The organism is Synechococcus sp. WC101 (assembly GCF_047461555.1).
Lineage (GTDB): Bacteria > Cyanobacteriota > Cyanobacteriia > Thermostichales > Thermostichaceae > Thermostichus.
The window spans coordinates 1-13,759 of sequence record NZ_JANSHG010000054.1 but is presented as its reverse complement, the minus strand read 5'-3'; the positions used below and the strand labels follow the sequence as shown (position 1 = coordinate 13,759).

Sequence of the window (13,759 nt, the reverse complement as noted above, 5' to 3'; positions counted from 1 at the left end):
AAGTTGGGTGGCGCAAAGGTGTTTAGATGCCCAAAGTGCAACCATAGGCTACCACGAGATTGGCAAGGCGCTCTGGGCGTTATGCTCAGGGCTTTGCGGGATACCGCCTTTCTGTTTGGACTCCGTCCCGCTAACGCGGTCGCGTCAGCATCGCGTAGTGACAACGGAAACGGACAGAATGCTATCGCTTCACCGCTGAGCAGTAATGCTCAGCAGTGTTCAGCGTAAATGTATCAGTACCGGGCAGACTCGCAGCAAGGCGACCAAGGCTCAGCGCTGTTCTACGACGGGAAGCTAGTTTACCTGTCAGCAGTAGGGCCAGTCGTTTCTAATTCTTGAGAGATTGAGCTCAGGGGAGTTGGCCCTCACCCCCAGCCCCTCTCCCAGGGGGAGAGGGGAGCTAGAGATAGTGCTTCGCGCTGCCGGCGCCTTCGCGACAGCGTTGCGTAGCAATAACGACGTAGAGAAACGTTGCATCTATTTGAAATGACTATATCTGTCAAGTCATTACAAAGCCACTGCAGGGGATATACAGTCATTCTGGATGAGCTTAAGACTTTTCCCCCGCGCTTTACAGCAAAATAGGCGATTGTTCAACAAGGGATCCGCCCAAGCGCTCCACGCTGCCATTGCGACTACCCCCAGCCCCTCTCCCAGGGGGGAGAAGGGCCAGGCGGCACTGTTTGGGTTTTGGCGCGATAAAGAAGCTGAGTGCCTTTCTCTAACTCAGGGTGGCTACGGGCTGGGCTTCTACCAAAAGCTGCTGGGTTTGCAAGTCGAAGATAGTGGCCAACAGCCGCCGCGAGGCATCGACGGCAAATTCCACCTTGAGGCGATCTTCTCCTGCCCGACCTGGGGGCTGCAGGCGGGCCAGACAAGCCGGCTCAGCACCCAGGGATCGAAAATCGGTTTGTCGGGTAAGTTGGCGGCTGCTCATGCGCCCCAGCTCGTCATAGACCACCTCAGCCTGGGCCACCTGGGCCACTTCCCCCACATCGAGTCGAATTTCGGTCTGGCCATCGTTGGCCACCTGCAAGATCAAGGGCTCGGAGCGTCGGCAAGGGTAGGGGCTGCCCCGCTCGAAGAGGGGATAGTAGATGTAACTTTTTTGCCAGGGATCCCAGAGGCGGATGGCGTAGCTGTGGTGCAGGCGATCCTCGAGCTTGACCTGGCGGCCCACCTGCAGAGCGCCCAGGGCCACGGCGTCGAAGGGGCGCTCGCAGCGGACTTTCTTTTTGCCGAAGTAGGAGCGGAGCAGCTCTTGGACTGCCGGCAGTTGGGAGCTGCCTCCCACCAGGAGCACCTGCTCAATTTGGCTTTTGCCCACTCCCCTTGCCTGGGCGCTGAGCAGCACCTCGTCTAGGCACTGGCGGATCTGGTCGAGGAGCTGGTGGGTTTCTAAAATCTCCTCCAGCGCCTGCCGATTCAAGCGCAGCTCATAGGCAGTTAGAGTCTCGTCGTCGAACCAACTGCCCACAGCCTCCGGCTGGGCAGAAAGGGCGATCTTGAGCTGTTCTGCCTGCTCCAAAAGCGTCATCCAGCTCAGGGCCCCCAGCTGCTGCCGGCTCAGCCCCAGTTGCCCCAGCAGGTATTCGGCTATCCAGATGTCGATATCCACCCCGCCCACGTAGGCGTCGGCCTTGGCGATCACCTCTGCCTTGAGGACGGGGTTGCCCGGCTGGGGGGCAAGGGTGCGCACCAGGCTGAGATCCAGGGTGCCGCCGCCGAAATCCACCACCAGCACCACGGATCCCGGCTGGCCGACCGCATAGCCCAGGGCAGCGGCAGTGGCCTCGTCCACAATTTGAACGGGATCCCCGGCCACCCCCCGCAGCCAGTTCAAGTAGCGCTCAAAGGAGCCGACGGGAGCGGTAAACACCACCTGTTGCGGCTGCAGGTATTCTTGCTGGACGGCTTCCATCACCGCCTGCAAAAAAGCCTGAGCCACCCTCTCGGCGTCGTAGCGCTCCCCATCGAGAATCCGCGGTGGGGGGACAAACTCCGCCACCAGATCCCGCTTGAAGCCCTGAAACAGCCGCTGCGGCTCCACTGCCCCCCAACGCCCGGCCCGCACCGTTTCCCCCACCAAGAGCTGGCCTTTTCCCTTGACATAGACCAGGCTGGGAATGGCCGAGTAGCCCGGGCGGGAAAGGCCGGGAAAGCTGAGCAGGCGGGGCGCTTCTTGGACGGGATCCCAAACTGCCACCACAGTATTGCTGGTGCCGAAATCGATAGCCAGCGTTGCTTTGGGGACAGGTGCCATCAGCTCAATCCTCCGGGCAGCGAGCGGCTGACTTTGGCCGGGCAGAGGATGTAGTCTTTCCGGCGGTAGCCGACAAAGCGGATGTAGACGGGATCCCCTGGCCGAATGTCCGGCTGATCCGGCTGGTGCAGTTGCGGGTCGAAGGGGACGGACTCAAGAGGGCTGCCGATGGCTTCATACCCCCACTGCTGCAGCAGGGCATCCAGCGACCGGAAGAGGGCCGTCACGTTTTGGGCCGGCCAATCGGGCTTGCGCCGGGCAATCTCGCGGACGGTGGGGTAGCTGGTCAGCAGCGGCTGCAGCAGGGAAAAGATCGCTTCTGCAGTGTTCGAGCCCCTTGGACTAGGGTCGCCACCGCCAAGCAGGGATCCCAACTCCCACTCTAAAGCGGCAGCCAGCTTCTGCAGTTGCTCCAGGCGCAGGGATCCCCACTGCCCTTGGCGCACCTGATCGAGGGCGCGGCGGCTGATCCCCGCCCGGGCTTGCAGAGCCTGCCAAGAGGAGAGGCCAACGGCTTGCATCCGTTCCCGCAGCCAACTGTCCAGCGGTCTCTCGGCCATGGGGTTTTGCCAGGGATCCCTACGATCATGCCCCAACTTGGGCCTGGGTCAGGGATCCACAAAGCGCAGGGAGCGGGCTATGGCTTCCACGTCCCGGTCGTAGCGCTCGCGCCGGCTGGCCGGATAGACCAATTCAAAGCCAGCCTCTAGAGAGGGGCTGACGAGCTTTTTGAGGTAAAAAATCCGCTGGCCGTCTGGCTCGTAGCCGGAGACCACGAAAAAATCCCGACCAGCAACTTGATAGGTAACTCGGCGTCGGCTTTCCCGGCTGCGCTGCAGCTCCTCTTGCAGGGCGCTGGCGGGCGTTGCTTGAAGAATATTGTACCCACCCCAAACGCGCAGCTCGGCCCCCTCTTTGCCGATGAACACCTGGCCGTCGCCGCTGTCGGATTCCCCTTGGGGGACAAAATCAGCCGGATAGTCGAGGCGATAGCCAAAGCGGACATTGATGTAGGGCTGAAAGCCGGACTGGGCCAGCACCAAAAGAGCGGGTGAGGCCAGGGCCGGGATCCCTTCCCCCCCAAGGAGACCGGCGAGCAGACAGGCTAGGCAAGCAGCAGACTTCATGGTTTTGGTTTCCTCGGATCTGCGGCCATTCTAGGCTCCCTTGTCCTAACCTGCTGCTGGCAAAGGGATCCCTCACCCCCAGCCCCTCTCCCACAGGGAGAGAGGAGTAAGGAAGGGTTTCCAGCTTGTTGATTTGAGGTCGATTAAGTCTGCCGGTTGCTATCGGGGCTTTGCCCGGAGCGTAGCAGTTCAATTTTTTCTCTAGCTCGCTGGATGGCGGCGCAGTTGTCCACCGCTGCCCAGGTGGAGGCCAGAAAAAGTCCAGGGAGAGAAACTTCTCCTTCTTCATCGCTAAACAACACGCCGACAAAAATACACCACCCCAAAAAGATCATTAGCGCTTTCCATCGCCGCGTATAAATGTAGGCCGCAAAAGCCAGCAATAACGACAAAAAGACTGCCGCTCCCTGAGACTTTTGAGAAAGGGCATAGGTGCGGCGCAGCTCTTCGTCCCTGCGCTTTTGATCTTCTTGCTGGAGCAACTCTTGCAGATGCTTGTCCATAAAGGCCGCCCCCAAAATCGGACGGCCTGATCGTAAAAATCCTTGGAAGCCCCCTGTTCAAAGGTGATTTCGGCGGGATCCCACCATCCAGGGCGGCAAATAAGATAGCTTGGACAGTGGCCTTCCCGAGTTTCCATCTTCTGTAGAATAGGGAAACTTGTCTCCTATTGCCGGCTGTCAAGCCCGCGCCAATCCATTTGCCATGACCTCAACTCCTCTTGCTGCCCCTGCCACCTGGGATCCCCTTGACCCGCAGGTGCGTCCGGATCCTCGGGGCCGGTTTGGGCCCTTTGGGGGCCGTTTTGTGCCGGAAACCCTGATGAGCGCCCTGACGGAGCTGGAGGAAGCCTTTGAGCAGCATTGGCGGGATCCCGAGTTTCGCGCCGAGTTCCACAGCTTGTTGCGGGATTTTGTCGGTCGGCCCAGCCCCCTCTACTTTGCCCAGCGGCTGACCGAGCACTACGACGGCCCCCAGATCTACCTCAAGCGCGAAGACCTCAACCACACCGGCGCCCACAAGATCAACAACGCCCTCGGCCAAGTGCTGCTGGCGGTGCGCATGGGCAAGCGGCGGATCATCGCCGAGACCGGCGCCGGCCAACATGGGGTGGCCACGGCAACGGTGTGTGCTCGTTTTGGGTTGGAATGCGTCATCTACATGGGGGCGCTGGACATGGAGCGGCAGGCCCCCAACGTGCAGCGGATGCGCCTGTTGGGCGCTGAGGTGCGGGGGGTGGAATCCGGCACGGCCACCCTCAAAGATGCCCTCTCCGAGGCCATCCGCGACTGGGTAACCAACGTGGAGACCACCCACTACGTCATTGGCACGGTGGCCGGGCCCCACCCCTACCCGAAGCTGGTGCGGGCCTTTCACGATGTCATCGGCCAGGAGACGCGGCAGCAGTGTCAGGAGAAATGGGGAGGGCTGCCAGACGTGTTGCTGGCCTGTGTGGGCGGCGGCTCCAATGCCCTGGGTCTGTTCAACGAGTTTGTCCGCGATCCCCAGGTGCGGCTCATCGGCATCGAGGCTGCCGGGGAGGGCTTACACACCTCCCGCCACGCCGCCACCCTCAGCCGCGGTCGCGTTGGGGTCTTGCACGGGGCCATGAGCTACCTGCTGCAAGATGAAGAAGGCCAGGTGCAGGAGGCCCACTCCATCAGCGCCGGCTTGGATTACCCCGGTGTAGGGCCCGAGCACAGCTATCTGAAAGAAATTGGACGAGCCGAGTACTACGCTGCCACCGATGATGAGGCGGTAGAGGCGCTGCTGCTGCTGTCGCGCCTGGAGGGGATCATCCCGGCTTTGGAGACGGCCCATGCGCTGGCCTACCTGAAAACTTTGGCCCCACAGCTTGGCCCCCAGCAGCGGGTGGTGGTCAACTGCTCCGGGCGGGGCGACAAGGATCTGAACACCGTTTTCAAGTACTTGCAGAAGCGGGGGCATAGCCTAGCCTAGAGTTGGGTTGGCAAGATCCTCAGCTCGTGTCCACCTTTGCCATTCGATCGCTCAGCCTGCTGGCCTTGTTTCTGGGGGCAGGGCTAGGGCTGCTGGCCGGATCCCGGCCAGAGGTTTCTGGGCGCGTTGGCGGGATCCCGTCCCCGGCCACGAGTTCCCCGGCAGGCGCCTTGCCCCGCAACGGCGGGACGGAGGGGATCCCTGCTCCCGTCCAGCCGCAACCCTTGCCCAAGACGCTGCCGGCCCTGGCGCGGCAGGCCATCGCCCACTACTTCGCCACTGGCCAGGTGCTGCCTGCTCCAGAAGAGATCCCGCCCCACTGGCGGCGCCCGGCGGGAGTTTTTGTTACGGTGACCAGGGAGGGACGGCCCCGCGGCTGTTGGGGCAGCTTGGATCCCGGCGGCGAGGATCTGGCCAGGGCCACCATCCGGGCGGCGGTGGGGGCTGTTACTCGCGACTGGCGCTATCGGCCCCTGCAACCCGGCGAGCTGGAGTCGGCTTCTATTCAGGTGGCCATCGTGCGACGGGTGGTGCCCATCCCCTCTCTGGAGCAGGTGGATCCCACCCGCATGGGCCTGTTCATTCGCGCGGGGACACGGGGGGCGGTGTTGCTGCCCGGAGAGGCTCTGACGACGGCCTGGCAGCTCTCCACCGCCAAGCAATTGGCCGGGATCCCTGCCGATCAGCCGGTGGAGCTGTTTCGCGTGGAGGCGGAGCTGTTGCATGAGTTCTGAGGCAGAGCGGTGGCTGGCCGCCGTGGTGGGCAACACCCACGTGCGCTGGGGCTGGTTTGCTGGCGAGAGCTTGGTGAAGGTGGAGCAGTTTCCCGCCCACCAACCCCTATCCTGGCCAGAAGAGACGGAGCTGTGGCTAGCTGCCGTTGGCTCTGCCCCTTTGCCGCCCCGATCCCCCTGGGTGCATTGCCTTGAGCTCTCCCAGGTGCCGCTGCGGGATCCCTATCCCGGGCTGGGGCTGGATCGGGCACTGGCTCTGTGGGCCGCCGGGATCCGCTACGGCTGGCCCTGCTTGGTCATCGACGCCGGCACCGCCTTGACCCTGACGGGAGCTGACGCCGAGGGATCCCTGGCGGGAGGAGCGATCCTGCCCGGCCTGGGGTTGCAGGCGCAGGCGCTGGCCGACCACACCGCCCGGCTGCCCAAAGTGGAGTGGGATCCCGGCGCTCCCATACCCCCCCGCTGGGCCAGGAACACTGGGGCCGCCATCCGCAGCGGCATTCTTCATACCCTGCTGGCCGGCTTGCGGGATTTTCTGGCCGACTGGCGCCGCCGCTTTCCCCAAGGCCCGCTGCTAGTAACCGGCGGCGATGGCGAGCTACTCTACCCCCACCTGCGGCCCCTTGACGCAGAGCTGCGCTGGGATCCCCACCTGGTGTTGCGGGGGATTGCCGGCTGCCGTCAGTTGCACCGCGTCGTCCGCAAGCCTTCTGGTGCAGAATAGAAGACAGTCTCTCCCAGCCGCCTGCGAGCGGGCAGCTTCTTGCTCAGGGATCCCATGGCCAACGGCAACTCCTTCGGCGTCTTGTTTTGCGTCACCACCTACGGCGAGTCCCACGGGGGGGCGGTGGGGGTGGTGGTGGACGGCTGCCCGCCGCGGCTGCCCTTGAGCGAGGCCGACATCCAGGCGGAGCTGGATCGGCGCCGTCCCGGCCAGAGCCACATCACCACGCCGCGCCAGGAGGCGGATCGCTGCCAGATCCTCTCCGGGGTTTTCCAAGGCTTTACCCTCGGCACCCCCATCCACATCCTGGTGCGCAACCAGGACGCCCGCCCCCAGGATTACAGCGAGATGGCCACCACCTTCCGCCCTTCCCATGCCGATGCCACCTACCAGGCCAAGTACGGCATCCGCAACTGGCAGGGGGGAGGGCGGGCCTCGGCGCGGGAGACCATTGGCCGGGTGGCCGCCGGGGCCATCGCCAAGAAGATCCTGCGCCTGGCAGCAGGGGTAGAGATCCTGGCCTATGTGCAGCGGGTCCAAGACGTAGAGGCCCAGGTGGATCCTAGCTCCGTGACGGCGGAGCAGGTGGAAGCCAACATCGTCCGCTGCCCCGATCCAGCCGCGGCGGCGGCGATGATTGAAAAAATTGAAGCAGCGGCGCGGGAAGGAGATTCTCTCGGGGGAGTGGTGGAATGTGTGGCCCGCAATGTGCCCCGCGGGCTGGGCTGCCCGGTGTTCGACAAATTGGAGGCCGACCTGGCCAAGGCGGTGATGTCGCTGCCGGCCAGCAAGGGGTTTGAGATCGGTTCGGGGTTTGCCGGCACCTACCTGACGGGCAAGCAGCACAACGACGAGTTCTACATGACCCCCAGCGGCTGGCGCACCCGCAGCAACCGCTCCGGCGGCATCCAGGGGGGCATCAGCAACGGGGAAGACATCGTCCTGCGGGTGGCCTTCAAGCCCACCGCCACCATTCGCCAGCCCCAAAGCACCGTCACCCTCGACGGGCAGGAGACGGTTTTGGCGGCGCGGGGGCGCCACGATCCCTGCGTGCTGCCGCGGGCGGTGCCGATGGTGGAGGCGATGGTGGCTTTGGTGCTCTGTGACCATCTGCTGCGCCACCACGCCCAGTGCCGATCCCTGGCCTTGCCAGAGGTGCCCATTCCCGCCGTTCCCCTGCCCCACAGCTAGCGGCAGCCGGTCGGAGTCCTTGTATCCTAAGAAAGAGGCGGGATCCCTGTTCATGGCCAAGGCCAAAACCGTCTGGGAGTGCAGCCAGTGCGGCGAGCGCTACCCCAAGTTTTTGGGCCGCTGCGACAACTGTGGCGCCTGGAACACGCTGACGGAGGTGGTCGTCGCCCCCTCTTCTAAGTCTGGGCCACCGCAGCGGCTCGTTCCCCAGCGCAGCCGCGGCAACGGGATGCCCCTGTCGGCCCTTCCCCTCTCCCAAGTCTCCTCGGAGAGCCACCCCCGCCTCTCCTCTGGCTCCGGCGAGTTCGACCGGGTGTTGGGAGGTGGCATCGTGCCGGGATCCCTGGTGTTGATTGGCGGCGATCCAGGCATTGGCAAGAGCACCCTGCTGCTGCAGACTGCTGCGCATCTCGCCAAGCGGGGGCCCATCTTGTACGTGTCGGGGGAGGAATCGGCCCAGCAGATCAAGCTGCGCGCCGCTCGCATTAGCGGGACGGAGTCCTTGCGGCTGGGGATAGAAAGCGAGCAGCTCTACCTATTGGCGGAAACCGACCTGGAGGCCATTGTGGCCGAGATCCAGGCCCTACAGCCCCAGGTGGCGATCATCGACAGCATCCAGGCCATCTTCTGGGGGCAGCTCAGCTCGGCGCCGGGATCCGTTTCCCAGGTGCGGGAATGCGCCGGCCTCTTGATGCGAGTGGCCAAAAAACTGGGGGTGGCCCTGCTCATCGTTGGCCATGTTACCAAAGATGGATCCCTGGCCGGGCCCAAGGTGCTGGAGCACCTGGTGGACACCGTCTTGTACTTTGAGGGGGATCGCTTTCAGAGCCACCGCCTGCTGCGCGCCGTCAAAAACCGCTTTGGGGCGGCCCAGGAAATCGGCGTTTTCGAGATGACCGCCTCTGGCTTGGTGGAGGTGGACAATCCCTCGCAGCTTTTTTTGAGCAGCCGGGATCAGGCCACGCCGGGAACGGCCACCATCGTCGCCTGTGAGGGCACCCGCCCCTTGGTGGTGGACGTGCAGGCCCTGGTCAGCCCCACCAGCTACAGCTCCCCCCGCCGCACCGCCACCGGCATCGAGCTCAACCGCTTTTTGCAGATCTTGGCGGTGCTGGAAAAACGGGTGGGGATCCCGCTTTCCAAATACGACGCCTACATTGCCTCCGCCGGCGGCATCCAGGTGGCCGAGCCAGCTGCCGACTTGGGGGTGGCGGTGGCCGTGGCCGCCAGCTTCCGAGATCGCCAGGTGGATCCCTTTACGGTCTTGATCGGCGAGGTGGGCCTGGGGGGACAGGTGCGCCCGGTGGCGCAGTTGGAGCAGCGCCTCAAGGAAGCCGCCAAGCTGGGGTTCCGCCACGCCATCATCCCCAACAGCCCCGTTTTGGCCGACTCTGGCCTGCGCTTGAGCCGGGTGCAGCGGGTGTTGGAAGCTCTGCTGGTGGCTCTGCCCAGCTCCGAGCCTGGCCAGTGAGAAGGGATCCCCAACTTGCCCAGTTGGGCGGTCGAGCTCCGCCAAGAACCAAGCTACGGGAAAATGTCATAGAATAAAGGTTTGTGCGACAACAGCAACCGGATCCCGGCCCGGATGGGCACACTATCCTACAGACCCTGGCGCAAGAGACTGACCTAAGGATCGACCTATGGCGTTGGTAGCCCTGTTTCTTTTCGTGGTGTACCTGATCGTCTCCAGCTTGAACGCCCAGGCGGAGCGCTAGCTGCTTTCCAAAAGGGATCCGGCCAAAGCTGAGGAGGTCGGGCAGGATTTTTTGTCTCTTGCCCCGCTCCAGGAGGCAGGCCCTCGGCCCAGGGTTGGGCTTCTATCTCTGGTGTGGATTGGAGAAGCTCTCTGGTCGCCTTTTTCCCCAAAACCTTTGCTACCCTCGAGATGGTTCGATATCGGCTCGATTGACCAACAACCGAGCAGTCGCTAGCAGCGGCCCTGCAAAGGATCCCGGCATCATGGTTTCTGCACCTTCTAGCCCCCTCAAGCCCTCGACGCCGGCAGCGGAGTTTCCACCGCCGCCCCCACCCGATATCAGTGACCTGGTGATCGAGGACGACCAGCCTGTGGACAGCATCTACTCGGAGAAGCTGCAGCGCCTGCTCACGAGCGCCCTCTACGCCTCCTTTCAGCCCAGAGCCAAAGACAGCGGCGAGCCGATCCCCTTCCTGGCCACGGCCAACGTCGGCCTGTTCTACGCCCTCAAGCAGCCGCCGCTCGTGCCCGATGTCATGCTCAGCCTGGAGGTAGCTCCCCCCGCCAGCTTCGAGCGCAAGGAAGATCGCACCTACTTTGTCTGGGAGATGGGCAAGCCTCCCGACGTGGTCATTGAGATTGTCTCCAACCGCGAGGGAGAAGAGCTGGGCCGCAAACTCAGGGACTACGCCCGCGCCGGCGTGGGCTACTACGGGGTTTACGATCCTTTGCGGCAACTGCGGGAGCTGCAGGGATCCCCACTGGTTCTTTTTCAGCGGCGGGGGGGAGAGTTGGTTCCCTTCGATTCCACCTGGCTGGAGGAGATTGGCCTGGGCTTGACCCTCTGGCAGGGATCCTTCGAGGGCGTCAACACGGAATGGCTGCGCTGGTGTGACCGAGAGGGCCAAGTTTTACCCACCGGCGACGAAAAGGCCGCCCTAGAGCAGCAGCGGGCCGAGAGAGAACGCCAACGGGCTGAAAGAGAACGCCAACGGGCCGAAAGACTTTTGGAGCTGCTGCGTTCCCACGGGATCGCGCCGCCGGAAGCGTAAAAAAGGATCCCGTCCGTCCCTGAAATCCTCTATCCCTTTTACCCCTATGTCCACTCTCCCCAGCAGCAGCGAAGCTGCCCAACGGGCCGCCCGCCTGGAAAAGGCCCGCCACCTGCAGGAGCAAGGGATCCTGCCCTACGCCTATTCTTTCCCGGTTACCCACTTGGCTGCCGAGTTGCAGGCGCAATTTGCCGATCTCGAGCCCGGCGCCGAGCGGGAGGATGTGCAGGTGGCGGTGGCCGGGCGGATCCGGGCGCGGCGGGTCATGGGCAAACTGGCCTTCTTTACCCTGCAGGATCGCTCTGGCACCATCCAGCTCTACCTGGAAAAGCAACGGCTGACGCAGCACATGGGGGAGCTGGCCTTCAAGAACCTGGACAAGCTGCTTGACGTGGGCGATTGGCTGGGGGCCAAGGGCTGTCTCAAGCGCACCGAGAAAGGGGAGCTGTCGGTGCGGGTGGACGAGTACCAGGTGCTGACCAAGGCCCTGCTGCCCCTGCCCGATAAGTGGCACGGCCTACGGGATGTGGAGAAACGCTACCGCCAGCGCTACGTTGACCTCATCGTCAACCCCGAGGTCAAGCAAACCTTGCTCGACCGGGCCAAGATCGTCCGCTCCCTGCGGCAGACCCTGGAGGAGCGGGGCTTTGTGGAGATCGAGACGCCGGTGCTGCAGGTGATCCCCGGCGGGGCGGAGGCGCGTCCCTTCATCACCCACCACAACGCCCTGGATCTAGATCTCTACTTGCGCATTGCCACCGAGCTGCACCTGAAGCGGCTGGTGGTGGGCGGGATCGAGCGGGTGTACGAAATTGGGCGAGTCTTTCGCAACGAGGGCATCTCCACCCGCCACAACCCGGAGTTTACCTCGCTGGAGGCCTACCAAGCCTTTGCCGACTACCACACGATGATGGAGCTGACCGAAGCCCTGGTCTGCAACGCCGCCCTGGCAGTGCGGGGATCCCTGCAAATTACTTACCAAGGGGAGACCATTGACCTCACCCCACCCTGGCGGCGGGTAACGATCCAGGAGTTGGTGGAGGAGGCCACCGGCATCTTCATCGACGTGGAAAAGGGATCCACCGCCGAGCTCTTGCCCGCCCTGGCCCAGCAGGGGATCCCCGATCTCTCCCCCCACGACTCCCCTGGCAAGCTGTTGGTCAAAGCCTTCGAGCACTGCTGCGAGAGCCGCCTGCGCCAGCCGACCTTTGTTCTCGACTATCCCCTGGAGGTGTGTCCGCTCACCAAGCCCCACCGCAGCAAGCCGGGGTTGGCGGAGCGCTTCGAGCTGTTTATCGTCGGGCGGGAGACGGCCAACGCCTACTCGGAGCTGACCGACCCGGTGGATCAGCGGCAGCGGCTGGAGGCCCAGGCGGCCCTGAAGGCAGCCGGAGACGAAGAGGCCCACTTTTTGGACGAAGACTTCCTCACTGCCCTGGAGTACGGCCTTCCCCCCACCGGTGGCCTGGGCATCGGCATCGACCGTCTGGCGATGCTGCTGTGCGACGCTGCCAGCATCCGCGATGTCATCGCCTTCCCCCTGCTGCGACCGGAGACGGGAGAAAGCCCCTGAATAGGGGCCTAGGCCACAAGGGCATGGTTTAGGGGAGTTACATCATCCCCGCACCGCCGGAGCGGCTCGCTCCTGTTTTCGTCTTGGGTTCGGGCTTTTCCACCACAATGGCTTCGGTGGTGAGGTACATGGCGGCGATGGAAGCGGCATTCTGCAGCGCCGAGCGTACGACCTTGGCCGGATCCACGATCCCCTGAGCAAACATGTCCACATAGGTGCCCGTCAGGGCATCAAAGCCAAAGGGCATCTCCTTCTCCAGAACCTTTTCCACCACCACCGACCCCTCCAGGCCAGCGTTGTGGGCAATCTGATAGAGCGGCGCCTGCAAAGCCCGGCAGACAATGTCCGCCCCCACCTGCTCTTCTGCGTTCAAGTTGGCCTTGAAGGCCGGGATCCCTTTGGAAAGATGCAGCAACGTTGCCCCGCCACCGGGGACGATCCCTTCCTCCACTGCCGCCCGCGTGGCGTTGAGGGCATCTTCAATGCGCAGCTTGCGGTCTTTAAGCTCCGTTTCAGTGGCAGCTCCCACCTTGATCACCGCCACCCCACCGGCCAGCTTGGCGATCCGCTCCTGCAGCTTCTCGCGGTCGTACTCGGAATCGGTGGTCTCCAGTTGCTTGCGGATCTGGGCCACCCGTTTCTCCACCGCCGCCTTGGTGCTGCCGTCGGTCACAATGGTGGTCTTGTCTTTGGTAACGGTAATCTTGCGGGCCACCCCCATCATGTCCAGGGTGACGTTCTCCAGCTTGATGCCGATATCCTCGGAGATGAGCTGCCCACCGGTGAGGATGGCAATGTCCTCCAACATGGCCTTGCGCCGATCCCCAAAAGCCGGCGCCTTCACCGCCACCGCGTTCAACACCCCCCGCAGCTTGTTGACCACCAAAGTGGCCAGGGCTTCTCCCTCCACATCCTCGGCAATCACCAGCAGCGGCCGTCCCTCTCGCGCTACCCGCTCCAGAACAGGCACCAGATCCTGAAGATTGGAGAGCTTATTACTGGTGATGAGCAGATAGGCATTTTCGTATTCGGCCACCATCCGCTCCGTATCGGTGACGAAATAGGGGGAAATGTAGCCGCGGTCGAACTGCATCCCTTCGACAACTTCCAATTGGGTTTCCAAGGACTTGGACTCTTCGACCGTAATCACCCCATCTCGCCCCACGGCATCCATGGCCCTGGCGATCATCTCCCCCACTTCCGGGTCGTTGCCGGCAGAGATGGTAGCTACCTCGGCGATGTTCTTGCGGCCTTCCACAGGCTTAGCTTGAGCGGCAATTTGCTCCACCAGGTAGGCAGTGGTCTTCTCGATGCCGCGCCGCAAAGCTACAGGGTTGGCTCCTGCCGAAATATTCTTCAACCCCTCCTGCACCATGCTCTGGGCCAAAATGGTGGCTGTGGTGGTGCCGTCTCCGGCCACGTCGTTGGTCTTGGTGGCCA

The 13,759-nt window shown here is 63.4% G+C and carries 12 protein-coding genes and 1 pseudogene; 8 read left to right on the top strand and 5 right to left on the bottom strand.

Features of this window, described 5'->3' with window-relative positions; translation table 11 throughout:
* Positions 1-228, top strand: a pseudogene (locus NW809_RS05495) (RNA-guided endonuclease TnpB family protein); the annotation flags it as partial.
* A gap of 493 nt (positions 229-721) precedes the next feature.
* On the opposite strand, the gene NW809_RS05490 reads toward NW809_RS05495, so the two are convergent.
* From NW809_RS05490 to NW809_RS05475, 4 genes are all read right to left on the bottom strand, one after another.
* Positions 722-2,263 carry an Hsp70 family protein gene (locus NW809_RS05490; protein WP_099812520.1) on the bottom strand — a complete coding sequence of 514 codons (1,542 nt, stop codon included), beginning with the start codon at positions 2,261-2,263 and terminating at the stop codon, positions 722-724.
* Positions 2,263-2,823, bottom strand: coding sequence for a helix-turn-helix domain-containing protein (locus NW809_RS05485; RefSeq protein ID WP_071813492.1), 561 nt, complete (start codon positions 2,821-2,823; stop codon positions 2,263-2,265). The genes NW809_RS05490 and NW809_RS05485 overlap by 1 nt, the downstream gene beginning before the upstream one ends.
* Before the next feature lie 48 nt (positions 2,824-2,871).
* Positions 2,872-3,390 (bottom strand): hypothetical protein, encoded by a 519-nt coding sequence (locus NW809_RS05480; protein WP_099812521.1) that lies wholly within the window; start codon positions 3,388-3,390, stop codon positions 2,872-2,874.
* A 143-nt stretch (positions 3,391-3,533) separates the two neighbouring features.
* Positions 3,534-3,893, bottom strand: coding sequence for a hypothetical protein (locus NW809_RS05475; protein ID WP_011429249.1), 360 nt, complete (start codon positions 3,891-3,893; stop codon positions 3,534-3,536).
* Between the two features lie 202 nt (positions 3,894-4,095).
* On the opposite strand from NW809_RS05475, the gene trpB reads away from it, so the two are divergent.
* From trpB to lysS, 7 genes are all read left to right on the top strand, one after another.
* Complete coding sequence (gene trpB, locus NW809_RS05470; protein ID WP_414401691.1) at positions 4,096-5,349, top strand: tryptophan synthase subunit beta; 1,254 nt, start codon at positions 4,096-4,098, stop codon at positions 5,347-5,349.
* Between the two features lie 26 nt (positions 5,350-5,375).
* Positions 5,376-6,083, top strand: a complete 708-nt coding sequence (locus NW809_RS05465; RefSeq protein WP_228375405.1) for an AMMECR1 domain-containing protein — start codon at positions 5,376-5,378, stop codon at positions 6,081-6,083.
* Complete coding sequence (locus tag NW809_RS05460; RefSeq protein ID WP_414401690.1) at positions 6,073-6,807, top strand: pantothenate kinase; 735 nt, start codon at positions 6,073-6,075, stop codon at positions 6,805-6,807. The genes NW809_RS05465 and NW809_RS05460 overlap by 11 nt, the downstream gene beginning before the upstream one ends.
* Before the next feature lie 54 nt (positions 6,808-6,861).
* Positions 6,862-7,998: a chorismate synthase gene (gene aroC / locus NW809_RS05455; RefSeq protein WP_011429245.1), complete on the top strand. Its 1,137-nt coding sequence runs from the start codon at positions 6,862-6,864 to the stop codon at positions 7,996-7,998.
* 52 nt (positions 7,999-8,050) lie between these two features.
* Positions 8,051-9,469, top strand: coding sequence for a DNA repair protein RadA (gene radA / locus NW809_RS05450; RefSeq protein WP_011429244.1), 1,419 nt, complete (start codon positions 8,051-8,053; stop codon positions 9,467-9,469).
* Positions 9,470-9,957: 488 nt separating this feature from the next.
* Positions 9,958-10,746, top strand: coding sequence for a Uma2 family endonuclease (locus tag NW809_RS05445; protein WP_240527750.1), 789 nt, complete (start codon positions 9,958-9,960; stop codon positions 10,744-10,746).
* Between the two features lie 46 nt (positions 10,747-10,792).
* Positions 10,793-12,319: a lysine--tRNA ligase gene (lysS, locus tag NW809_RS05440; RefSeq protein WP_011429242.1), complete on the top strand. Its 1,527-nt coding sequence runs from the start codon at positions 10,793-10,795 to the stop codon at positions 12,317-12,319.
* Between the two features lie 37 nt (positions 12,320-12,356).
* Here the strand turns inward: lysS and groL are convergent.
* Positions 12,357-13,759: chaperonin GroEL (gene groL, locus NW809_RS05435; protein WP_414401689.1), on the bottom strand; the 1,403-nt coding region annotated here is incomplete at its 5' end.